This window comes from Streptomyces albireticuli (assembly GCF_002192455.1).
Taxonomy (GTDB): Bacteria; Actinomycetota; Actinomycetes; order Streptomycetales; family Streptomycetaceae; genus Streptomyces; species Streptomyces albireticuli_B.
Window position 1 is genome coordinate 5876222 of sequence record NZ_CP021744.1, and the last position, 21377, is coordinate 5897598.

Annotated in this window: 23 protein-coding genes and 1 pseudogene; 14 read left to right on the plus strand and 10 right to left on the minus strand. The window is 73.0% G+C overall.

Annotation, left to right across the window (positions count from 1 at the left end; genetic code table 11):
• Nucleotides 1-47 precede the first annotated feature (47 nt).
• The 3 genes from SMD11_RS25430 to SMD11_RS25440 all read left to right on the plus strand — a co-directional run bounded on the left by SMD11_RS25430 (nt 48) and on the right by SMD11_RS25440 (nt 3299).
• Nucleotides 48-1646, plus strand: coding sequence for an ABC-F family ATP-binding cassette domain-containing protein (locus SMD11_RS25430; protein ID WP_087928654.1), 1599 nt, complete (start codon nt 48-50; stop codon nt 1644-1646).
• A gap of 511 nt (nt 1647-2157) precedes the next feature.
• Nucleotides 2158-2379, plus strand: a complete 222-nt coding sequence (locus tag SMD11_RS25435) for a helix-turn-helix domain-containing protein (protein WP_030366669.1) — start codon at nt 2158-2160, stop codon at nt 2377-2379.
• 128 nt (nt 2380-2507) lie between these two features.
• Nucleotides 2508-3299 carry an enoyl-CoA hydratase/isomerase family protein gene (locus tag SMD11_RS25440; protein WP_087928655.1) on the plus strand — a complete coding sequence of 264 codons (792 nt, stop codon included), beginning with the start codon at nt 2508-2510 and terminating at the stop codon, nt 3297-3299.
• Between the two features lie 61 nt (nt 3300-3360).
• Here SMD11_RS25440 and SMD11_RS25445 read toward each other — a convergent pair whose 3' ends face one another.
• Together SMD11_RS25445 and SMD11_RS25450 are read right to left on the minus strand one after the other, a co-directional pair.
• Nucleotides 3361-4146, minus strand: a complete 786-nt coding sequence (locus SMD11_RS25445) for a hypothetical protein (protein ID WP_159395352.1) — start codon at nt 4144-4146, stop codon at nt 3361-3363.
• A 74-nt stretch (nt 4147-4220) separates the two neighbouring features.
• The gene (locus SMD11_RS25450; RefSeq protein ID WP_087928657.1) at nt 4221-4991 is read right to left on the minus strand and encodes a nucleopolyhedrovirus P10 family protein; all 771 of its coding nucleotides are present in this window, start codon (nt 4989-4991) and stop codon (nt 4221-4223) included.
• A gap of 199 nt (nt 4992-5190) precedes the next feature.
• On the opposite strand from SMD11_RS25450, the gene SMD11_RS25455 reads away from it, so the two are divergent.
• The 5 genes from SMD11_RS25455 to amaP all read left to right on the plus strand — a co-directional run bounded on the left by SMD11_RS25455 (nt 5191) and on the right by amaP (nt 7888).
• Nucleotides 5191-5613: an Asp23/Gls24 family envelope stress response protein gene (locus SMD11_RS25455; protein ID WP_087928658.1), complete on the plus strand. Its 423-nt coding sequence runs from the start codon at nt 5191-5193 to the stop codon at nt 5611-5613.
• Nucleotides 5614-5624: 11 nt separating this feature from the next.
• On the plus strand, nt 5625-5816 hold the full coding sequence (locus SMD11_RS25460) for a hypothetical protein (protein WP_087928659.1): 192 nt from the start codon (nt 5625-5627) through the stop codon (nt 5814-5816).
• Between the two features lie 50 nt (nt 5817-5866).
• Nucleotides 5867-6202: an Asp23/Gls24 family envelope stress response protein gene (locus SMD11_RS25465; RefSeq protein WP_087930727.1), complete on the plus strand. Its 336-nt coding sequence runs from the start codon at nt 5867-5869 to the stop codon at nt 6200-6202.
• 518 nt (nt 6203-6720) lie between these two features.
• Entirely contained in the window at nt 6721-7284 is a 564-nt protein-coding gene (locus SMD11_RS25470) for a DUF6286 domain-containing protein (RefSeq protein WP_234366461.1), read from the plus strand.
• Between the two features lie 7 nt (nt 7285-7291).
• Nucleotides 7292-7888 carry an alkaline shock response membrane anchor protein AmaP gene (gene amaP, locus SMD11_RS25475; protein WP_087928661.1) on the plus strand — a complete coding sequence of 199 codons (597 nt, stop codon included), beginning with the start codon at nt 7292-7294 and terminating at the stop codon, nt 7886-7888.
• A 174-nt stretch (nt 7889-8062) separates the two neighbouring features.
• Here amaP and SMD11_RS25480 read toward each other — a convergent pair whose 3' ends face one another.
• Genes SMD11_RS25480 through SMD11_RS25495 form a run of 4 tightly spaced genes read right to left on the minus strand, consistent with a single transcriptional unit; the run spans nt 8063 to nt 12570 of the window.
• Nucleotides 8063-8818: an SDR family oxidoreductase gene (locus SMD11_RS25480; RefSeq protein WP_087928662.1), complete on the minus strand. Its 756-nt coding sequence runs from the start codon at nt 8816-8818 to the stop codon at nt 8063-8065.
• 4 nt (nt 8819-8822) lie between these two features.
• Nucleotides 8823-10607 carry a glycoside hydrolase family 15 protein gene (locus SMD11_RS25485; protein ID WP_087928663.1) on the minus strand — a complete coding sequence of 595 codons (1785 nt, stop codon included), beginning with the start codon at nt 10605-10607 and terminating at the stop codon, nt 8823-8825.
• Nucleotides 10608-10636: 29 nt separating this feature from the next.
• Complete coding sequence (locus tag SMD11_RS25490) at nt 10637-11497, minus strand: SURF1 family protein (protein ID WP_087928664.1); 861 nt, start codon at nt 11495-11497, stop codon at nt 10637-10639.
• Nucleotides 11498-11556: 59 nt separating this feature from the next.
• Nucleotides 11557-12570 carry a DEDDh family exonuclease gene (locus tag SMD11_RS25495; RefSeq protein ID WP_087930728.1) on the minus strand — a complete coding sequence of 338 codons (1014 nt, stop codon included), beginning with the start codon at nt 12568-12570 and terminating at the stop codon, nt 11557-11559.
• A 390-nt stretch (nt 12571-12960) separates the two neighbouring features.
• Here SMD11_RS25495 and SMD11_RS25500 point away from each other — a divergent pair, with 390 nt between their 5' ends.
• Nucleotides 12961-13860: a sterol desaturase family protein gene (locus tag SMD11_RS25500; protein ID WP_087928665.1), complete on the plus strand. Its 900-nt coding sequence runs from the start codon at nt 12961-12963 to the stop codon at nt 13858-13860.
• Nucleotides 13857-14546: a lysoplasmalogenase gene (locus tag SMD11_RS25505; RefSeq protein ID WP_087928666.1), complete on the plus strand. Its 690-nt coding sequence runs from the start codon at nt 13857-13859 to the stop codon at nt 14544-14546. The genes SMD11_RS25500 and SMD11_RS25505 overlap by 4 nt, the downstream gene beginning before the upstream one ends.
• A 96-nt stretch (nt 14547-14642) precedes the next feature.
• On the opposite strand, the pseudogene SMD11_RS25510 reads toward SMD11_RS25505, so the two are convergent.
• Nucleotides 14643-16186 (minus strand): annotated as a pseudogene (locus SMD11_RS25510) (S8 family serine peptidase).
• A gap of 248 nt (nt 16187-16434) precedes the next feature.
• Complete coding sequence (locus SMD11_RS25515) at nt 16435-16572, minus strand: hypothetical protein (RefSeq protein ID WP_234366161.1); 138 nt, start codon at nt 16570-16572, stop codon at nt 16435-16437.
• A 227-nt stretch (nt 16573-16799) separates the two neighbouring features.
• On the opposite strand from SMD11_RS25515, the gene SMD11_RS25520 reads away from it, so the two are divergent.
• From SMD11_RS25520 to moaA, 3 genes are all read left to right on the plus strand, one after another.
• A complete protein-coding gene (locus tag SMD11_RS25520) occupies nt 16800-17180 on the plus strand; it encodes a DUF485 domain-containing protein (RefSeq protein WP_418952478.1) in 381 nt (126 codons plus the stop codon).
• Nucleotides 17177-18823: a cation acetate symporter gene (locus SMD11_RS25525; RefSeq protein ID WP_087928669.1), complete on the plus strand. Its 1647-nt coding sequence runs from the start codon at nt 17177-17179 to the stop codon at nt 18821-18823. Before SMD11_RS25520 ends, SMD11_RS25525 begins: the two co-directional genes overlap by 4 nt.
• 124 nt (nt 18824-18947) lie before the next feature.
• Nucleotides 18948-19937 carry a GTP 3',8-cyclase MoaA gene (gene moaA / locus SMD11_RS25530; RefSeq protein WP_234366162.1) on the plus strand — a complete coding sequence of 330 codons (990 nt, stop codon included), beginning with the start codon at nt 18948-18950 and terminating at the stop codon, nt 19935-19937.
• A 24-nt stretch (nt 19938-19961) separates the two neighbouring features.
• Here the strand turns inward: moaA and SMD11_RS25535 are convergent, their stop codons facing one another.
• Both SMD11_RS25535 and SMD11_RS25540 read right to left on the minus strand, forming a co-directional pair.
• Nucleotides 19962-20237: a hypothetical protein gene (locus tag SMD11_RS25535; RefSeq protein ID WP_418952479.1), complete on the minus strand. Its 276-nt coding sequence runs from the start codon at nt 20235-20237 to the stop codon at nt 19962-19964.
• A gap of 220 nt (nt 20238-20457) precedes the next feature.
• A complete protein-coding gene (locus tag SMD11_RS25540; protein WP_087928672.1) occupies nt 20458-20844 on the minus strand; it encodes a DUF3099 domain-containing protein in 387 nt (128 codons plus the stop codon).
• Between the two features lie 234 nt (nt 20845-21078).
• Between SMD11_RS25540 and SMD11_RS25545 the strand changes: the two genes are divergently transcribed.
• Entirely contained in the window at nt 21079-21357 is a 279-nt protein-coding gene (locus SMD11_RS25545) for a GlsB/YeaQ/YmgE family stress response membrane protein (protein ID WP_087928673.1), read from the plus strand.
• The last annotated feature ends 20 nt before the right edge of the window (nt 21358-21377 follow it).

Below are 21377 nucleotides of genomic sequence, written 5' to 3' on the forward strand. Positions count from 1 at the left end.
TTCATCACCCGTCCCCCTCGCCGTCCACCCGCCCAGGAGTAATTCCCGTGATCACCGCCTCCGGCATCGAGCTGCGCGCCGGCGCCCGTGTCCTCATCGAGTCCGCGTCCTTCCGTATCGCCAGGGGCGACCGCATCGGCCTCGTCGGCCGCAACGGCGCGGGCAAGACCACCCTCACCAAGTGCCTCGCCGGCCAGGGCATGCCCGCGGGCGGCACCATCAGCCGCTCCGGTGAGGTCGGCTACCTCCCGCAGGACCCGCGCACCGGCGACCTCGACGTCCTGGCGCGCGACCGCATCCTCTCCGCCCGCGGCCTCGACACGGTCCTCCGCAAGATGCGGGAGAACGAGGAGCGCATGGCCAACGGCAAGGGCGCCACGCGCGAGAAGGCCATGAAGAAGTACGAGCGCCTGGAGACGGAGTTCCTGACCAAGGGCGGTTACGCCGCCGAGGCGGAGGCCGCGACCATCGCCGCCAGCCTCGGCCTGCCGGACCGCATCCTCGGCCAGCCCCTGCACACCCTCTCCGGCGGTCAGCGCCGCCGCGTCGAGCTGGCCCGGATCCTCTTCTCCGACGCCGACATCCTGCTCCTCGACGAGCCGACCAACCACCTCGACGCCGACTCCATCGCCTGGCTGCGCGACTACCTCAAGACGTACCGCGGCGGCTTCATCGTGATCTCCCACGACGTGGACCTCGTCGAGACGGTCGTCAACAAGGTCTTCTACCTGGACGCCAACCGCGCCCAGATCGACGTCTACAACATGGGCTGGAAGCTCTACCAGCAGCAGCGCGAGGCCGACGAGAAGCGCCGCAAGCGCGAGCGGCAGAACGCCGAGAAGAAGGCCGCGGCCCTCAATTCGCAGGCCGACAAGATGCGCGCCAAGGCCACCAAGACCGTGGCCGCGCAGAACATGGCCAAGCGCGCCGAGCGGCTGCTCAAGGGCCTGGACGAGGTCCGCGTCTCCGACAAGGTCGCCAAGCTGCGCTTCCCGGATCCCGCGCCCTGCGGCAAGACGCCGCTCACCGCCGAGGGCCTGTCGAAGTCCTACGGCTCGCTGGAGATCTTCACCGACGTCGACCTGGCGATCGACAAGGGCTCGCGCGTCGTCATCCTCGGCCTCAACGGCGCCGGCAAGACCACGCTGCTGCGCCTCCTCGCGGGTGCCGAGAAGCCCGACACCGGTGAGGTCACCCCCGGTCACGGCCTCAAGCTCGGCTACTACGCGCAGGAGCACGAGACGCTCGACCCGGACCGCACGGTCCTGGAGAACATGCGCTCCTCGGCGCCCGACCTCGACCTGGTCGAGGTCCGCAAGACGCTGGGCTCCTTCCTGTTCTCCGGCGACGACGTGGACAAGCCGGCGGGCGTGCTCTCCGGTGGCGAGAAGACCCGCCTGGCGCTGGCGACGCTCGTCGTCTCCTCCGCCAACGTCCTGCTCCTCGACGAGCCGACGAACAACCTCGACCCGGCCAGCCGCGAGGAGATCCTCGGCGCGCTGCGCACGTACAAGGGCGCCGTGGTGCTGGTGACGCACGACGAGGGCGCGGTCGACGCGCTGGAGCCCGAGCGGATCATCCTGCTCCCGGACGGCGTCGAGGACCTCTGGGGCCCGGACTACGCGGACCTGGTCGCCCTGGCCTGACCGAGGCGCGCACGACCGGCCGCGGCCGGTCGTGCGTCCTGTGCCGGCCGGGTTCCGCCGGGCTTCCTCCGGTTCTCTTCGAGGCTTCTCCGGGGCCTCTCCCGGGCTCTCCGGAGTCTCTTCGGGGCCCGGGAAGGGCCTGGATATGCCTCTGACAGGCAACGGCTCCCCGGGTGATCAGTACGATCCCGATCATTCGGCCGACAGGTGATCCATCATCTGAGTGAGGGCGGCTCGTACCACGGCGCCCCCTACCGCCCCGGCGCACGCCCCGTGCCATGCGCCGGGGCGTTCGCATCGGCTCCCGACGGTGCCCCGCCTGACCTGCCGATTCGCTCCGCCACCCGTACGGCCGTACGAGCTGGACAGTTCGGAATTGCCTGTTCCAGCCGCTGCCGGCCCGGAAAATCGCCGAAACCTCATCCCATCGACCTTGTCGAATGGGTGGCCAGGAGGCCGTGTAGGGGTGATCATGAGAGTCAAGAGGCGCATCTCCCATGAGGAGGCACGGGTGGCCGAGACTCTGAAGAAGGGCAGCCGGGTAACCGGCGCCGCGCGCGAAAAGCTCGCGGCAGACCTGAAGAAGAAGTACGACTCCGGTGCGAGCATCAGGGCGCTGGCCGAAGAGACCGGCCGCTCCTACGGCTTCGTCCACCGGATGCTGAGCGAGTCCGGCGTGATCCTTCGTGGTCGCGGCGGAGCGACGCGCGGCAAGAAGGCCGCCTCGGCCTGACGCCACGCATCCCAGGGCACCGTCGGTGCGGGCAGTGCCACCCGGTCGGTCGAGCAGTCGACCGGGTGGTTACTGTGCAGTTAACTTAGCGACTGCAGCTGCCGGTACTGAAGCCGATCGGAGCCCCGATGACAGCCCGTAAGACCCTGCTCGACCAGGACGGCGTACAGCTCACCGTGGAGGAGGCGGTAGCCACCGTCACCCTCACCAACCCCGCCAAGCGCAACGCTCAGTCGCCCGCGCTCTGGCGGGCGCTGGCCGAGGCCGGACGGCTGCTGCCGGGCAGCGTGCGGGTCGTGCTGCTCCGCGGGGAGGGCAAGTCCTTCTCCGCCGGGCTCGACCGGCAGGCGTTCACCCCCGAGGGCTTCGAGGGCGAGCCGTCCTTCCTCGACCTGGCACGTGGCACGGACGAGGCCCTCGACGCCGAGATCGCCACGTACCAGGAGGCATTCACCTGGTGGCGGCGGAACGACATCATCTCCATCGCCGCCGTACAGGGCCATGCGATAGGCGCCGGCTTCCAGCTGGCCCTCGCCTGCGACCTGCGCGTCTGCGCGGAGGACGCCCAGTTCGCCATGCGCGAGACCAGCCTGGGCCTGGTCCCCGACCTCACCGGCACCCAGCCGCTGGTGTCGCTGGTCGGCTATGCGCGCGCCCTGGAGATCTGCGCCACCGGCCGTTCCGTCCACGCGGCGGAGGCCGAGCGCACGGGCCTCGCCAATCTCGTCGTGCCGGCCGCGGAGCTCGACGCCGCCGTCCAGGACCTGGCCGCGGCGCTGCTCGCCGCGCCGCGCGACGCCGTCGTCGAGACCAAGGCCCTGCTGCGCGAGGCGGGCGGCCGGACGTTCGAGGAGCAGCGCGTCGCCGAGCGCGCCGCGCAGGGCCGCCGGCTGCGCGACCTGGCGGGTCTGGGCGAGTGAGCCCCGGCGCGCGGGGCGTCGTGCGCCGGACGGTGTGTGCCGTCCGTACGCCCCCGCGCGCTCAGCCCCGTATCCGCACGCCGTAGCGGGTGCGGAGCACGTGCAGTTCCCAGTAGGAGACGGCGGTGACCGACAGCGGGCCGCCCAGCACGGCGGCGAGCTGCACCGCGAGCGGGCCGTTCGGCAGCCCGTCGCCCAGTGAGACCAGGTTGAGCACCCAGACCAGCACGGCCGTGAGCACGGCCGGGAGCGAGGCGTGCACATCGGCGGTGTTGAAGGCGTAGCGGGCCGCCGCGCCGGAGGCGAAGGCGAGGAAGGCCACCAGCCAGACGGCGAAGGGCACGCCCGTCACCAGGATCACCAGATAGAGCAGCAGGCCCAGGACGTACGAGACGTCGCTCAGGTACCGGGCCAGGAAGAGGATCCCGACGGCCGCGGTGACCGCGCCGACGGGGATGCCGAGGTACCAGCCGACGGCCTTGAGCGGGTAGCGCAGCCGGGAGCGCAGCAGGGGACGGTGCTCCGCGGGCGCGTACAGGATGAAGCCGCCTATCACGAGCGGCCCGACGAGTATGAGGATCAGGGGCGCCAGGAAGACCTTGGTTATCCCGTCCTCGAACACCTCGCTCCAGCCGCCGTCCACGCCGTACGTCCAGATCATCAGGAACGTGGTCACGGCGCCCACGGCGGCGCGCAGCTTCTGGACGCGGCCGATGACCGGGTCGGCGACGCGGCCGGGGCTCGGGGTGGCGAAGATGGCCGCGGCCTGGGCGCGCGCGGTGCCCAGGAACACCAGACAGCCCGGGGCGTCGCTCGAGAGAACCGATTGCTGCTGCCTGCTCGCCATGACATGGCCTCCCCCTGGGGGACGCCCGTGCCTGTCGACTCTCCCCCCGATCCCGGTCGATTACGCGGGGGAGTCTATCCAGGGGTCCGGGCGGTCCCCCGCCGGGGCGGGATGACCGCGGTGACCAGCACGGACACGGTGACGGGGCCCTGTTCGGCGGCGGTCACGGCCGCCCGTACGGCGCGGGCCACGTCCAGCGGCCGGTGGCCCGCCGTGACCGCGATCTGGATCTGTACATGACGGATATCGCCGGGGGGTGACGGGGGCGGGGCGCCGAGGACGGGGTGGAGGCGGGCGACGCCGGGGACGCCGAGGGCGGCGCGGGAGGCTGTGTCGGAGGGGGCGGGCTGCCGGCCGCTCCGGTCCGCGCCCCTGCCGGCTTCAGCCGCCTCAGGGGTATCGGCCGCCCCGGCAGCCTCGCCGGGCTCTTCGGGCTCGCTCGTGACCTCCTCCAGCAGTGCCGTCACCCGCAGGTCCACGGCGCCGACCACCAGCCCCAGCTCCCGCTCGGCCGCCGACCACAGGGCGGAGCGCAGCCGCTCCGCCACGGCGGGCAGCGGCTCGCCGGCCGTGGCCGCGAACTCGGCCGTCACCCGCAGCGGGCCCGGGGGCAACCCGCTCGGTGGAACCGGCACCGCCGGGCGGGCGGCGGTGACCGGGTCGTCGAGGGCGAGCCGCAGCCGGCCCAGGCGGAGCCCGGGCACGGCGGCGCCGCCCGCGCGCCGCAGCGCGCCGGCCGCGGCGGACTCCGCGATCCAGGCGCCGTCCGCCGGGCCGCCGAGCGGCAGCAGCCTGCCGAGCCCGAGCTGCGCCCGTACCGCCCGTGTCCACCGGTCCGCGACCACCGTCACCCCTCAGCCGTCAGGTCAGCCGTCGTCCCCAGCCTGCCCCACCCGGACGCCCCCGGCCGGTCGACTCACTCGGACAGCGGCCCGCGCCCGGCCCCCGGCCCGGGTGTCCCGAGCGGTACCCGGGAACCCCACCTAAGGTGGCAAATGGAGCCGTAGACGTTTTTCCTCCCCCCTGGGAAAGAGGCGATCGACGATGACCGACACCACTTCGAAGGAGTCCCCGGCCGCGCCCGCCGACCGCGGCCGGACGACCATCGCCGACGGCGTCGTGGAGAAGATCGCCGGCCTGGCGGCCCGGGACGTGGTCGGGGTGCACGCGATGGGCGGCGGCCTCGCCCGCACCTTCGGCGCGGTGCGCGACCGGGTGCCCGGCGGCGGGAAGTCCGTCGCCCGTGGGGTCAAGGCGGAGGTCGGCGAGGTCCAGACGGCGCTCGATCTGGAGATCGTCGTCGATTACGGGGTCGCGATCGCGGATGTCACCCGCGTGGTGCGGGAAAACGTCATCTCAGCGGTGGAACGCATGACCGGTCTGGAGGTCGTCGAGGTCAACATCGCCGTGAGCGACGTGAAGTTGCCGGACGAGGAAGAGGACGAGCCGGAGCAGAGGCTCCAGTAGAGGAGCGCACGATGAGCATGGCCGTGGTCGGCATGATCGCCGGTATGGCCCTCGCATTCGCCGGGTACTTCGGCGGGTTCGGAGCCTTCCTGCTGGTGGCTGCCCTGGGCGCGATCGGTTTCGTGGCGGGGCGATTCCTGGACGGTGACCTGGATCCGGGCGACTTCTTCCGCCCGCGCGAGCGGGACGAGCGGCGGCGATGACGGACGCGTTGGGCGCGTGGGACGCGTGAGGGGTGTGGTGAGGGCGCGTGGTGGAACCGGCTGAGCGCGGCGCGACCCGGATCGCCGACCGTGTCGTCGCGAAGATCGCCTCCCAGGCGGCGCGGGAAGCGCTCGGCGACGCGGCGACGGAGGGGCACACCCCGCCGTACGCGACGGTGACGGTGCACGAGGACGCGGCCCGGGTACGGGTCTCGGTGGAACTGGGCTACCCCTCGGACCTGGGCGCCCGCTGCGCCGAGGTCCGGCGGCGGATCGTGGAGCGGGTAGGGACGCTCGCGGGCATGGAGGTGCCGGAGGTGGCCGTCACGGTGGAGCGGCTGCACTCGGCGCAGACGCGCGCACGGGGTGGGGAGCGGGTGCGATGAGCGGGACGGTGCCGGGCGCCGGGCCGGACGACAGCATGGGTGGTGCCCCTGCGGGTTTCCCCGCGGGGGGCCGCGCCGGCGATCCTGCCCCGGCTCGTACCGGGCTTGAGGGAGAGGGCTCCGGCCGGGGTGGTGACGCTTCGGTGGGTGGGCCTGCCGGTGTTGCTGGTCCCGGGTCCGCCGGCGGGGGTGTGCCCGTGCTTCTCGGTCCTGGCTCCGGGGAGGGTTCCGGCCGGGGTGGTGACGCTTCGGTGGGTGGGCCTGTCGGTGTTGCTGGTCCCGGGTCCGCCGGCGGGGGTGTGCCCGTGCTTCTCGGTCCTGGCTCCGGGGAGGGTTCCGGCCGGAGTGGTGACGCTCCGGCGGGTGGGCCTGCCGGTGCTGCTGGTTCAGGGTTCGCCGCGCGGTCCGGTGAGGGGACGGGCCGGGGTGGGGACGACCCGGCGGACGGGCCTGCCGGTTTCTCCGGTTCCGGGTCCGGTCCTGGCTCCGGTGGGGGGCCCGGTCACGGTGGTGATGCCCTGGAAGCGTCCCCGGGCGGTCGGCGGGCCGGGCGGTTCTGGGCGGTGCGGCGGTTGCCCGCCGCGCTCGTCGCCGCCGTGGTGCTCGGCACGGCCGGCCTCTTCCTCTACGACGTGGCGGCCGTACGGGCCGGGCGTCCCGCGATGGGCTGGCGGCGGCGGCTCGCGCACGAGCTGGCGAGCCGGCGGCTCGACGACGCCTGGATCCTCGGCGGCGCCGCGGTGGCCGTGCTCGCCGGGCTGTGGCTGATCGCCCTCGCCGTCACCCCCGGGCTGCGCCGGGTGCTGCCGATGCGGCGCGAGAACGCGGACGTCCGGGCCGGCCTGGACCGCCGGGCGGCGGCGCTGGTCCTCCGCGACCGGGCCATGGAGGTCGCCGGGGTCCGGTCCGTCCGGGTGGACGTGGGACGCCGCCGCGTCAGGGCGCGGGCGCAGTCCCACTTCCGGGACCTGGACGACGTACGCGCCGATCTGGACACCGTACTGGCCGAAGGCGTACGGCAGCTGGGCCTCGCCCGGCGGCCCGGGCTGTCGGTCTCCGTACGCCGGCCGGCGAAGGGGTGAGCGCGCGGTGCTGAGAGGTGTGAACCGGATCCTGACCGGGCTGGCCGGTGCCGTGCTCGTGGCGCTCGGCGCCGCGGTGCTCATCGGCTCGCTGGACCTCCAGCGGCGCTGGGGCTTCACGCTGCCGTCCGCGTGGCCCTTCGACGCCCCCGGGGACGTCCTGCTCGGCCGGGCCGACCGGCGCAAGTGGCGCGCCGAGGGCTGGTGGTGGCCCGCGGTGATCGCGGCGCTCGCCGTCGTGGTCCTGCTGGCGCTGTGGTGGCTGCTGGCGCAGCTGCGGCGAGGCCGGCTGCGGGAGGTCCTCGTGGACAGCGGGGACGGTGAGGCCGTGGTGGTGCGGGGAAGCGCGCTGGAGGAGGTGCTGGCCGCGGAGGCGGAGTCCTCGGCCGGGGTGGAGCGGGCGCTGGTGGTCCTGCGGGGACGGCGCGTGGCACCGGAGGTGCGGGTGGGGCTGACGCTGGGGCCGCACGGGTCGCCGGAGGCGGCGGTGCGGGGGCTGTCGGCGGAGGTGCTGGCGCATGCGCGGGAGTCGACGGGGGTGGAGCGGATTCCGGCGGAGGTGCGGGTGGGGGTGGTGCGGCACCGGGCGGAGCGGGTGGGGTGACCGGGGGCTTCCCCGGCCCGCCGGTCCCGATACCGGGGCTCCGCCCCGGACCCCGGTCCTCAAGCGCCGGACGGGCTGATTTTCAGCCCGTCCGGGGGCACCTCCCAGCGGTAGCTGGGGGAGCTTGAGGACATCCGGGAAGGGGCGGGGTGGGGAAAAGGCCCGCCGCAGGCGTCAGAACCCGTGCCGCGCACCCCCGTCCACCGGCAGCATCAGCCCCGTCAGATACGACGCCGCCGGCGACAGCAGGAACGCCGCCGCCCGCCCGAACTCCTCCGGCGTCCCGTACCGCCGCAGCGGGATCTCCGCCGAGTGCCGCGCCCGCGCGGCGTCCGCGTCGCCGGAGAGCGCGTCCAGCTCCCGCACCCGGTCGGTGTCGATGCGCGCCGGGAGCAGGCCGACCACGCGGATGCCGCGCGGGCCGAGCTCCACGGACAGCGACTTGGCGAAGCCCGCGAGCCCCGGGCGCAGGCCGTTGGAGACGGTCAGGCCGGGGATCGGCTCGTGCACCGACCCGGAGAGGACGAAGCCGATCACCCCGCCCTCGGAGAGCTCCGCGGCGGCGGTCCGCGCCATGCGGACGGCGCCGAGGAACACGGAGTCGAACGCCGCCCGCCACTGCTCGTCGGTGTTGTCGGCGGCGGAGCCGGGCGGCGGCCCGCCGACGCTGACGAGGACGCCGTCGAAGCGGCCGAAGCGCTCCCGCGCGGTGGCGATCAGGCGCGCGGCCACCTCGGGGTCGGCGTTGTCCGCCGCCACCCCCACGGCGCGCTCGCCCAGCTCCTCGGCGGCGGCCGTCACGGACTTCTCGTCCCGCCCGGTCAGCACCACCTTCGCGCCGTCGGCCACCAGCTCACGGGCCGCCGCGTTGCCCAGCCCACGGCTCGCGCCGGTGAGCACGTACACCCGGTCCTTCAGTCCAAGATCCATGGCGTCAGTCTGCCGTGCCCGTCCCCCTCAGGGCCAGGGCCGTCCCGACCAGTCCGATGTGGCTGAACGCCTGCGGGAAGTTGCCGAGTTGGCGCAGGGCGACGGGGTCGTACTCCTCGGAGAGCAGGCCGACGTCGTTGCGCAGGGACAGCAGCCGGTCGAAGAGCTCCCGGGCGTCCTTGGTGCGCCCGGTCAGGTGCAGGGCGTCGGCCAGCCAGAACGAGCACACGAGGAAGGCGCCCTCGCCGCCGGGCAGCCCGTCGACGGGCTTGTCGTCGAGGCTGTAGCGGCGGACCAGGCCGTCGCGCGCGAGCTCCCGGCGGACGGCGTCGACGGTGCCCACGACGCGGGGGTCGTCGGGCGGCAGGAAGCCGACGCGGGGGATGAGCAGGGTGGCCGCGTCTAGCTCGGCGGAGCCGTAGGACTGGGTGAAGGTGCCGCGTTCCTCGTCGTAGCCGTGCGCGCAGACCTCGCGGTGCACCTCGTCCCTTATGGCCCGCCAGCCGTCGAGATCGCCCCGGAGCCCGGGGTGCGCCTCCAGCGCGCGGACGGCCCGGTCGGCGGCGACCCAGGCCATCACCTTGGAGTGGACGAAGTGGCGGCGCGGCCCGCGGATCTCCCAGATGCCCTCGTCGGGCTCGCGCCAGTGGCCCTCGATGAACTCCATGAAGCTGCGCTGGAGGTTCCAGGCGTGCGGCTCGGCGGCGATGCCGCCCTCGCGGGCGACGTGGAAGGAGTCGATGACCTCGCCGTAGACGTCGAGCTGGAGCTGACCGACGGCGCCGTTGCCGACGCGGACCGGGAAGGACCGCTCGTACCCCGCGAGCCAGGGCAGCTCGGTCTCGGGCAGCCGCCGCTCGCCCGCGAGGCCGTACATGATCTGGAGGTCGGCGGGGTCCCCGGCGACCGCGCGCAGCAGCCAGTCGCGCCAGGCGCGGGCCTCGTCGGCGAAGCCCGCGGAGAGCAGCGCGCCGAGGGTGAGGGTGGAGTCGCGCAGCCAGCAGTAGCGGTAGTCCCAGTTGCGGACGCCGCCGAGCTCCTCGGGCAGCGAGGTGGTGGGGGCCGCGACGATGCCGCCGGTCGGCGCGTACGTCAGCGCCTTGAGCGTGATCAGCGAGCGGAGGACGGCCTCCCGGTACGGGCCGTCGTAGGTGCACCGGGCCGCCCACGCGCGCCAGTCCTCCAGGCTGTGCCGGAGCGACTCCTCCGGGTCGACCAGGGCCGGCCGGGGCTCGTGCGAGGGGTGCCAGGTCATGACGAAGGCGACCCGCTCGCCCTCGGAGACGGTGAACTCGCAGCGGGTGCTGAGGCCCTTGCCGTAGGTGCGTACGGGCGGTTCGCTGCGCAGCCAGATCGAGTCGGGGCCGGCGACGGCGACGCGGTGGCCGTCGCAGCGGCGCATCCACGGCACCACGTTGCCGTAGTCGAAGCGCAGCCGGAGCACGCCCAGCATGTCGACGGAGCCGGAGACGCCCTCGACGATCCGGACGATGTCGGGGGCGGTGTCGCGCTGCGGCATGAAGTCGGTGACCTTGACGGTGCCGGTCCCCGTCTCCCACACCGTCTCCAGGACGAGGGAGTCCGCCAGGTAGGAGCGCCGGGTGCACACCCCGGCGCCGTCGGGCGCGAGTCGCCAGTGGCCGTTCTCCTCGTCGCCCAGGAGCGCGGCGAAGCAGGCCGCGGAGTCGAAGCGGGGCAGGCAGAGCCAGTCGATCGAACCGTCCCGGCCGACAAGGGCGGCGGTCTGGAGATCGCCGATGAGCGCGTAGTCCTCGATGAGTGCTGACACGCCGAGCGTCTTCCCGCGCGACGGCGGGGCTACTCCGGTGAGCTGCCCGTTCGGACGGCGCCCTCGGCCCCGGCCGGTTCCGCCTCCGCCGCCTCCGCCGCTCCGGTCACCTCGGGCCCGGCCGCCCCCGCCGCCTGCTCGGCGGCTTCCGCCGCCCGGTCGCGGCGCTCGCGGCGGACGAGGATCACCCAGCCGACGGGCACGAAGCCGGTGAAGAGCCACCACTGGACGGCGTAGGCCATGTGCGGGCCGATGCTGTCGTGGTCCGGGGCCGGTACGAGCGCGGGGCCCCGGTCGCCGGGCTCGGGGGCGGTCAGCTCGATGTAGCCGCCGAGGACGGGGCGGTGCAGCTCCTTGGCCCGGCGCTCGCTGTTGACCCGCATGACCTGGCGGGGCGGCAGTCCGGCGGTGTCCTTGATGCCGCTCGCGTCCGTCTCGTCGGCCCGCAGCCGGCCGGTGACGGTGACCTTGCCGGACGGCGGGGCCGGGACCTCGGGGAAGCGGGTGAGATCGCCGGTGGCCGGGATCCAGCCCCGGTTGACGAGGACGGCGCGGCCGTCCGCCAGCACCAGGGGGGTGAGGACCCAGTAACCCGACTTGCCGTTGGCGTCGGTCCGCATCCGGACGACGACCTCGCCCTTGGTGTCGTACGTGCCGCTCGCGGTGACCTGGCGCCAGACGTCCTCGCGGGGCACGTCCCGGCCGGGCCGGGTGAGCTCGGTGACGGGCACGGGGTCGGCGGAGAGGCTGCGGGCCACCAGGTCGTTGCGCGCGACCCGGTGCTCGTGGCGGTGGAACTGCCAGAAGCCCAGTTTGATCATCACCGGGATGAGCACGAGCCCCACGAGCGTGAGGATGACCCATTGCCGGGACAACAGGAAGCGATACACGCGTTTGACGGTACCTGGCGGGGTTCGCCCCATTGGCATCGGGTCGCGCGGGCCGCCCGTCAGCCGTTCGTGGCCGGGCCCGCCTTGCCGCCCGGGGCCGGGACCACGTGCGAGAGCAGCTGCATGAAGGCCGCCTCGTCGATCACCGGCGTGCCGAAGGAGCGCGCCTTGGTGGTCTTGGAGGTGGGGGAGCCGGGGTCGTTGGTCACCAGGAGGCTGGTGAGCCGGGACACACTTGTGGCGACGTGCAGCCCGGCCTCGACGGCCCGGTCCTCCAGGAGCTCCCGGTCGACGGAGGTGTCACCGGAGAACGCCACCCGCATGCCCTGGATGAGCTGTTCACCCGATTTGTACCGGCCGGGGTTGGGGTAGGGGCAGGCCGGCCGCTTACGGCTCGGCCGCCACGTCCCCGACCGGTAGGACGGCTGATAGCCGACCGAGGCGGAGCGCGGGGCCGCCGGCCCGTCGGACCACTCCGTCAGCGGCTGGCAGGCCAGCAGCGGCAGCCGCAGCCCCGCCTCGGCCGCCAGGTGCAGGCTGGGCCGGAACGCCTCGGCGAGCACCCGGGCGTCGTCCAGGGCGTGGTGGGCGCGCTGCTGCACGACGCCGTAGTGCGCGGCCAGGGACTCCAGCTTGTGGTTGGGCAGCGGCAGGCGCAGCTCCTTGGAGAGCGCGATGGTGCACAGCCGCTGGCGCACGGGAGCCGTCGCCCGCGCGCGGGCGTACTCCCGGGCGAGCATCGACCAGTCGAAGGCGGCGTTGTGCGCGACCAGGACCCGGCCGTCGAGCCGCTTCGCCAGCTCGTCGGCGATCTCCGGGAAGAGCGGCGCGCCGGCGAGGACTTCGGTGGTGAGGCCGTGGATCCACACCGGACCGGGGTCCCGCTGCGGGTTCACCAGGGTGTACCAGTGGTCCTCCACCCGGCCCCTGGCGTCCAGCTGATAGACCGCGGCCGACACTATCCGGTCGTCCCGGGCGAGCCCGGTGGTCTCCACGTCGACGACCGCGTACCCCTCGGGATAGGCGGCCGGCCACGGGGTCGGCGAATCGGCGGCGGCGCGGTCTACGAGCATGGTCACAGAGAATACGGGCCCGCACTGACAGCGCGGGCCCCGGCCGGTCCCGTAACAGGGGGTCAGGCCGGCCCGGACGGTGCCGGCCGTGACCCGCGCCACGTCCTCGCGCGCGTCGGCGGGCCCGGCGGAGAGGCGGCGCCCCGCGCCGGTCGCCTTCCCGGGCGCGGCGCTCGCGCGGGGTGAGCAGGGCACGGCGCCCGCCGGCCGTCCGCCTCCCCGGGGCAGCCGGCACCCCCGTCACCCGGAAGGTGGACGCCCGTCCACGGCGCGCGCCCGCCGGCCGGGCCGGAGCCGGGAGCCGTGAAATCGAACTCCGGGTAACGCTGTCCGGTACCCGACGGTAACAACCCCTAGCGGAGCGCCCGTCGGCGCGTTTATGGTGCGGCCATGCCGCACCTTCCCGACGTCGTGCTGTGGTCCGTACCCGCCTTCCTCCTGCTCACCGCCCTGGAGTTGGTGAGCTACCGGCGGCGCCCCGCCGAGCTGACGGGCGCGGCCGGCTACTCCGCCAAGGACGCGGCGACCAGCGTCGGCATGGGCATCGGCAGCATGGCCTTCGACGCCCTCTGGAAGATCCCGATCGTCGCCGTCTACACCGCCCTCTACGAGCTCACGCCGCTGCGCGTGCCCTTCCTGTGGTGGACGCTGCCGCTGATGCTGCTGGCGCAGGACTTCTTCTACTACTGGTCGCACCGCGGCCACCACGTCGTACGGATCCTCTGGGCCTGCCACGTGGTGCACCACTCCAGCCGGAAGTTCAACCTCACCACCGCGCTCCGCCAGCCCTGGACGACGCTGACGGTGTGGCCGTTCTACCTGCCGATGATCGCGGCCGGGGTGCACCCGGCGGCGGTGGCCTTCTGCGCGTCGGTGAACCTCGTCTACCAGTTCTGGGTGCACACCGAGCGGGTCGGGAAGCTGCCGAGACCGCTGGAGTACGTGCTGAACACGGCCTCCCACCACCGGGTGCACCACGCCTCGCAGGGCGGCTACCTCGACCGCAACTTCGGCGGCATCCTCATCGTCTGGGACCGGCTCTTCGGCTCGTTCGTCCCCGAGGGCGAGCGCCCCGTCTACGGCCTGACGAAGAACATCGACACCTACAACCCGCTGCGCGTCGCCACCCATGAGTACGCGGCCATCCTCCGCGACCTGCGGCGGGCGCGGAGCTGGCGGGAGCGGGCCGGGCGGATCCTCCGCGGGCCCGGCTGGCAGCCCGCCCCGGCGCCCGGGGCGGAGCGCGCCCCGGATCCGGCCCCGGCACCGGCCCACGAGCGGGCCGCGTGAGACTCCCCCGGGCGGCCCCCGCGCTGCTCGCGGCCTTCGCCCTGGCCGCCCTCGCCCACCTGGGCGCCCTCCTCGCGGGATCGGCCGTGGCGACCGTCACCAAGCCCGCGCTGATGCCCCTCCTCGCCGCCCACGTCCTCGCCCGCGGCGGCCCCCGGCCGCTCGCCGGCGCGCTGCTCCTGGGCTGCGCCGGCGACACCCTGCTGCTGACCGGCGGGGACACGCCCTTCCTGCTCGGCATGGCCTCCTTCGCCGCCGGGCACGTGTGCTACCTGCTGCTGTGCGCCCGGCACGGCACACCGGGCGGCCGCCGGACGTACGGGCTCGGCGGTGTGTACGCGGTGGCCTGGCTGGGCACGGTGGCGCTGCTCTGGCCCGGTCTGGAGCCGGGGCTGCGGGTGCCGGTCGCGCTCTACAGCCTGCTGCTGACCGCGATGGCGCTCGGCGCGAGCCGCGCGCTGCCGCGCGCCGGCGTGGGCGGGCTGCTCTTCCTGGTCTCGGACACGATCATCGCGAGCGGCGCCGCCGGCTGGCCGCAGCCGCCCGTACCCCAGTTCTGGATCATGCTCACCTACCTGCCCGCGCAGCTCCTCCTGGCGGACGGGCTGCTGCGGGCGGCCTCCGCGGACCCGGCGGGCGCGGAGCCGCGGACGCGGGCGTACGGGGTGGTGCGCACGACCTCCTGAGGGGCGGTCGAGAAGCACCGGCGCCGAGGGCGGGAGACGGCGAAGGGCCCGGCCGCGGAGGCGGCCGGGCCCTCACCCGTTCTCACGACCGGTGCGTCACTTCTGGACCGCGTCCAGGGCGTCGACGATGCCGTAGCCGTAGAAGTTGTTCACGTGCTTGGTGCCGGCGCACACGGCGTCGATCTTGCCGTCACCGTCCGGGTCGTACGGCGTGGCGGAGCAGCCCGGGTTGTCGGCCTGCGCCTTGAGGAGCCACTGGATCTCCTGCGGGCTCGACTTGGGGTGCGTGCTCTTCAGCAGCGCCGCCACACCGGCCACGTGCGGGCTGGCCATCGAGGTGCCCTGGAGGTAGGCCCAGTCGCCGCCCGGCATCGTGGAGAGGATGCGGCCGTCCTTGGCGGGCAGCTCGGGGACCTGGTACTTGTCGCCACCGGGGCGGCCACGTCGATCTGGTTCAGACCGTAGTTGGAGTAGTACGACTTCAGCGCCTTCGGGCCGGTCGCGGAGACCGTGACCACGCCGGGCAGCTGGGCCGGGACGTCCAGGCACTTCGACGGGTCCACCTTGCGCGGCAGCGGGGTGGTGTCGTTGGGGCTGGAGGTGTCGCTGATCTCCTTGGCCGCCAGGTCGAAGGCGGAGTTGCCGGCGGAGGCGACGTTGACGACGCCCTTGCCCTGGGCGTACTTCGCGGCCCGGCCGACGGACTCGGCTATCGCCTTCTGGTCGACGTCGTCCGCGCAGTTGAACAGCCACGGGTCGACGTAGTAGCTGTTGTTCGTCACCGCGACGCCGTGGTCGGCGGCGAAGACGAAGGCGCAGACGACGCTCTCGGCGTAGAAGAGGCTCTTCCCGGGGGTGGAGACCTTTATCGCGGAGACCTTCACGTTCGGCGCGACACCGGCGATGCCGGCGCCGTTGCGGGCCGCGGCTATGGAGCCGGCCACATGCGTGCCGTGGTAGTCCTCGTCGGGGTCGAACGGACGCCAGGAGCCGGCCGTCGTGTCGGCCTTGCCGGTGACGCAGCTGGCCGACTGGGCCGCCGAGAAGTTCGGCGCGAGGTCGGGGTGGGTGTCGTCCACGCCCGTGTCGATGACGCCGACGGTGACCTTGCGGCTACCCGGGTTGATCTTCGCCGCCTGGTCCGCCTTGATGGCCGGCAGGTCCCACTGGAGGCCCTCCAGGGGCTCCTTGCCGTCGGCGGCCTGGCGGTTCGCGCTCAGCGCGCTGCCCTTGGGCAGCTTCAGCTTCTCGGGCTTGCCGACGTCCGTGGTGGCCGACGGGGTGAGCGGCGCGGTGCGGGTGGCACCCGCGGAGGCGACGCCCGGGACGGCACGCAGGGTCTTCGCGAACTCCGGGTTCCCGGAGTGGGCGACTATGACGCCTATCCGGTCGTAGCTCTCGACGATGGAGCCGCCGGCCGCCTTGACGGCCTTCTTCACCTTGGTGAGCGTGGCCCGGTCGGTGCCGGTGTTGACCACGTACGACAGCGTGGGGCCGTCCGTGGTGACCGCGGTCTTCGCCGTCGTGCCCTGCGGGGCGGCCGACGCCGCTCCGGGCAGGAAGCCGAGCGAGGCGGTGAGGGCGATTCCGACGGGAACGGCCAGCAGGGCGTGGCGCCGTCTGGAGCGCAGATGAGCCATGGGTTCTCCACATCATCCGAAAACCGCCGGGCGCGTGCCGCGCGCGGACGGGTACATGACGAGTGAAGCTAGCGCCGATCACCGGTCCGGAGCAATGAATTCCGGGGACAAAGACCGGTGATGGGCCCGCACGGCACCGAATCGGTATCAAATGAAGGCTCTTCGGGGCCCTTCGAGGCCCGCGGCGGGCCCCGTGCGGTCCGCCGGACCCGCGAGGGCCCGGTGGACCGGCCGGGGCGGCTCAGGGCTTACAGGCCCGCGTCGCGCAACGCCTCGATGCTCAGCGGCGGCAGCGGCACGCGCGGCCCGAACCAGCGGCCCGCCCTCGGGATCGCGGCCGCCCGCCCGGAGGACGGCCCGGCCACCGACGCTATGGGCGCCGTCAACCTGACGATCCCGAACGGCCGGCGGCCGGGGGACGGCGGGGGAGGAGGTGACGCGTCGCTCACACCAGGGTCAACGAGGGGCGGGCGGGCGGTGTCGCCCGTACGGCGGCTCTTGACGAATTCGTTCACCGCCCCCCTGTCGCATACTGCGACCTGCCTCTACGATGCGTGATCCGAATCACAAGCCCGACGGCTCGCGCCCGCGCACCCCCTTGTCAGGAGAGATCGTGGACACCGCACCGACCGCCACCCAGGAGCCGGAGGAGCCGGGTTGCCCCGGCGTGCCGGGCCCCTCGGCCGAACCCGACCGCTTCAGTGACGTACAGGCCAGTGCCGAATTCGGTGAACTGCGCCGCGCCCAGCGTTCGTTCGCCTTTCCGCTCACCCTCGCCTTCGTCACCTGGTACCTGCTGTACGTCCTGCTCTCCAATTACGCGGGCGACTTCATGGACACCACCGTCGTCGGTCATATCAACGTCGCTTTCGTTCTCGGCCTCGGCCAGTTCCTCACCACATTCCTGATCGCCTGGTGGTACTCCCGGCACGCCGCCGCGAAGCTCGACCCCAAGGCCGAGGCCCTCCGGGCGCGTCTGGAGGGCGGCGAATGACCGGCGACCTGCACACCCTTGCCATCGGCCACCCGCTGGCCGCCACCGCGGGGGCCGGTGAGCACCGCACGCTGATCATCACGCTCTTCTCGGTCTTCGTCGCCGCGACCCTCGCCATCACCGTCTGGGCCGGCCGGCAGACCAAGGACGCCACCGACTTCTACGCCGGCGGCCGCTCCTTCACCGGATTCCAGAACGGCCTGGCCATCTCCGGCGACTACATGTCCGCCGCGTCCTTCCTCGGCATCGCCGGCGCCATCTCGCTCTTCGGCTACGACGGCTTCCTCTACTCCATCGGCTTCCTCGTCGCCTGGCTCGTCGCCCTCCTGCTGGTCGCCGAACCGCTCCGCAACTCCGGCCGCTTCACCATGGCCGACGTGCTCGCCTACCGGCTCAAGCAGCGCCCCGTGCGCACCGCCGCGGGCACCTCCACCATCGTCGTCTCGATCTTCTACCTGCTCGCCCAGATGGTCGGAGCGGGCGCGCTCGTCGCCCTCCTGCTCGGCGCCACCGGCGAGGGGTCGCGCCGCTGGATCATCGGCCTGGTCGGCCTGGTGATGGTGCTCTACGTGACCATCGGCGGCATGAAGGGCACCACCTGGGTGCAGATCGTCAAGGCCGTCCTGCTGATCGCGGGCACCCTGCTGATCACCGTCCTCGTGCTCAACAAGTTCAACTGGAACATCTCCTCCCTCCTCGGCGAGGCCGCCAAGCAGAGCGGCAAGGGCGAGGCCTTCCTCGAACCCGGCCTCCAGTACGGCAAGGACGGCACCTCCAAGCTGAACTTCATCTCGCTCGGCCTGGCGCTCGTCCTCGGCACCGCGGGCCTGCCGCACATCCTCATCCGCTTCTACACCGTGCCCACCGCCAAGGCCGCCCGTAAGTCCGTGAACTGGGCGATCGGCATCATCGGCGCCTTCTACCTGATGACCATCGCGCTCGGGTTCGGCGCCGCCGCGCTCGTCGGTCCCAAGGCCATCACCGCCTCCAACGAGTCCGGCAACACCGCCGCCCCGCTCCTCGCCGAGGAGATCGGCGGCGGCGCCGGCTCCACCGGCGGCGCGATCCTCCTCGCCGTGATCTCGGCCGTCGCCTTCGCGACCATCCTCGCGGTGGTCGCCGGGCTCACCCTCGCCTCGTCCGCGTCCTTCGCCCACGACCTGTGGGCCAATGTCATCCGCAGGGGCCGCACGAGCGAGAAGGAGGAGATCCTCACCGCCAAGTGCGCGGCCGTCGTGATCGGCGCCGTCTCCATCGCGCTCGGCATCTTCGCCCACCGGCTCAACGCCGCGGCCCTGGTCGCCCTGGCCTTCGCCGTGGCCGCCTCCGCCAACCTCCCCACGATCCTCTACAGCCTCTTCTGGAAGCGCTTCACCACCCAGGGCGCCCTGTGGTCGATCTACGGCGGGCTGATCTCCTCCGTCACCCTGGTGATCTTCTCGCCGGTCCTCTCCGGCAACCCCAAGGCGCTCTTCCCCGGAATGAGCTTCGACTTCTTCCCGCTCGCCAACCCGGGCCTGGTCTCCATCCCGCTCGGCTTCCTGCTCGGCTGGCTGGGCTCCCTGCTCTCCAAGGAGCAGCCGGACGCCAAGAAGTACGCCGAGCTGGAGGTCCGCTCGCTCACCGGATACGGCGCGCACTGACCCGGCCGCACCGCCCTCGCCGATGCCCCTGGGGTTCAACGATCTGTTGAACCCCAGGGGCATCGCGTACGCTGCGGAGCATCGAACGCATCACCGTCGCCAGTCCGCGGGAGGGGCCGTCACCGTGCTCATCGACACCTACGGCCGCACCGCCACCGACCTACGCGTCTCCCTCACCGACCGCTGCAACCTCCGCTGCACCTACTGCATGCCCGAGGAAGGCCTGAGCTGGCTGGCCAAGCCCGACCTGCTCACCGACGACGAGATCCTCCGCCTGGTCCGGATCGCGGTCACCGACCTCGGCATCACCGAGGTCCGCTTCACCGGCGGCGAGCCCCTGCTCCGCCCCGGCCTCGTCTCCCTCGTCGAGCGCTGCGCCGCCCTGCTGCCCCGCCCCCGGATGTCCCTCACCACCAACGGCATCGGGCTGGCCCGTACCGCCCAGGCGCTCGCGGACGCCGGCCTCGACCGCGTCAACGTCTCCCTCGACACCCTGCGCCCCGACGTCTTCCGGACGCTCACCCGGCGCAAGCGCCACCAGGACGTCCTGGACGGCCTCGCCGCGGCCCGCGCCGCGGGGCTCGTCCCGGTCAAGGTCAACGCCGTCCTGATGCCCGGCCTCAACGACGACGAGGCACCCGACCTCCTCGCCTGGGCCGTCGACAACGGCTACGAACTGCGCTTCATCGAGCAGATGCCGCTCGACGCCCAGCACGGCTGGAAGCGCGACGGCATGATCACCGCCGAGGACATCCTCGCGAGCCTGCGCACCCGCTTCGAGCTGACCCCCGAGGGCGGCACCGAGCGCGGCTCCGCCCCCGCCGAGCGCTGGCGGGTCGACGGCGGCCCCGCCCGGGTCGGCGTGATCGCCTCCGTCACCCGCCCCTTCTGCGCCGCCTGCGACCGCACCCGCCTCACCGCCGACGGCCAGGTGCGCACCTGCCTGTTCGCGCGCGAGGAGTCCGACCTGCGGGGCGCGCTGCGCTCCGGTGCCACGGACGAGGAGATAGCCGGGCTGTGGCGGCGGGCCATGTGGGGCAAGAAGGCCGGCTCCGGCCTCGACGACCCGGAGTTCCTCCAGCCGCAGCGGCCGATGTCGGCGATCGGCGGCTAGCGGTCCCCGCCGCCGGGACCCCGGCTACGAGGAGGGCCGCGCCTCCCACTCCGCCAGCGTCACGACGTCCTTGAGGAACCCCCGCAGATCAAGGAAGTTGGACAGGTGCTCGCGGTGCTCCTCGCACGCGAGCCACGTCTTGCGGCGGTCGGGGGTGTGCAGCTTCGGGTTGTTCCACGCCAGCACCCACACCGCGGCGGCGCGGCAGCCCTTGGCGGAACAGATCACGGCGTCATCAGGGGAGTTCACACCCCGACTGTACGTCCCGGCCCTGTGTCCCTCGAAGCCCCGGCCGATCATGGCGGCTCGCAGGGGACGCCATCTGTGTGGACACACGGCGACGCCGGGCAGCCACGGGGGGAGCCGCCCGGCGTCGGTCTGTCGCTCCGACGGGGGATGCGGAGCGCTTAGGAAGTATGTCACGGGGTGCCCGGCGCGCGGCACTGAAACCACATGATTGATCTGAGGTTTTCTTGAGCTTGGCGCAGTGCCCGCGGGCCGTTTCCGCCCCCGCGGCGCATCAGTCGTGGTCACGCCCCTGATCACCGGAGGGCGACGATGTCGCCCGGCGGCCGGATTCCGACCCTGATTCCGCCATGTCCGCGGGAGGCGGGGGCGGCAGCACCGGACGGGTCGGGGCGGGCACGAACGTACCGGGCAGCGAAGGGGCGTTCTCCCGGCCCGCGTTGGCGATCACGACCGCGACGTACGGCAGCAGCGCGCCCAGGACCAGCGTGCCTATGGCCACATAGCGCTCGACGTTCCACAGCACCACGGTGAGCACCACCGAGAGGGTGCGGATCAGCATCGAGACGACGTAGCGACGCTGGCGGCCGCGCACGTCCTCGGCCAGTCCACGACGGGCCCCGGTGATCCTGAAGACCTCCGCCCCGCCCTGCTTCCGCATCACGTTCCACCACCCGATCGCCGCGACGAAGCGCCTCTGTCCAGGACGTCTTCCACGTTACGCCCGGCCGGGTCCGGCGACGAGACCGGGGCACCCCCGGATCCCCCGGGGACCGCCGCCCCGACCTGGGACGAAGCCCGTACGGAAGGCGTAGGGGACGATCCGAAGTGCGGCGTAGGGACAGCGGCCCCAGAATGGCGGAGCACGCCATATCTCGCCGCACGAGGAGGCGACATGAGCTGGTTGTGGGCAATCATCGTAGGTCTGGTCCTGGGCCTCATAGCCAAGGCGATCCTGCCGGGCAAACAGCAGATCCCCCTCTGGCTGACGGTCATCTTCGGCATGATCGGCAGCGTTCTCGGGAACTGGGCGGCCACCGGCCTCGGCATCAACGAGACCAAGGGCATCGACTGGGGCCGGCACCTGCTCCAGCTGGCGGGCGCGGTCCTCGTGGTCGCCATCGGCGACCGATTGTGGGTGGGGATGCGAGGCGGCAGGAAAACCCACGCTTGAGCCGCGCCCCCGGGCGCGAG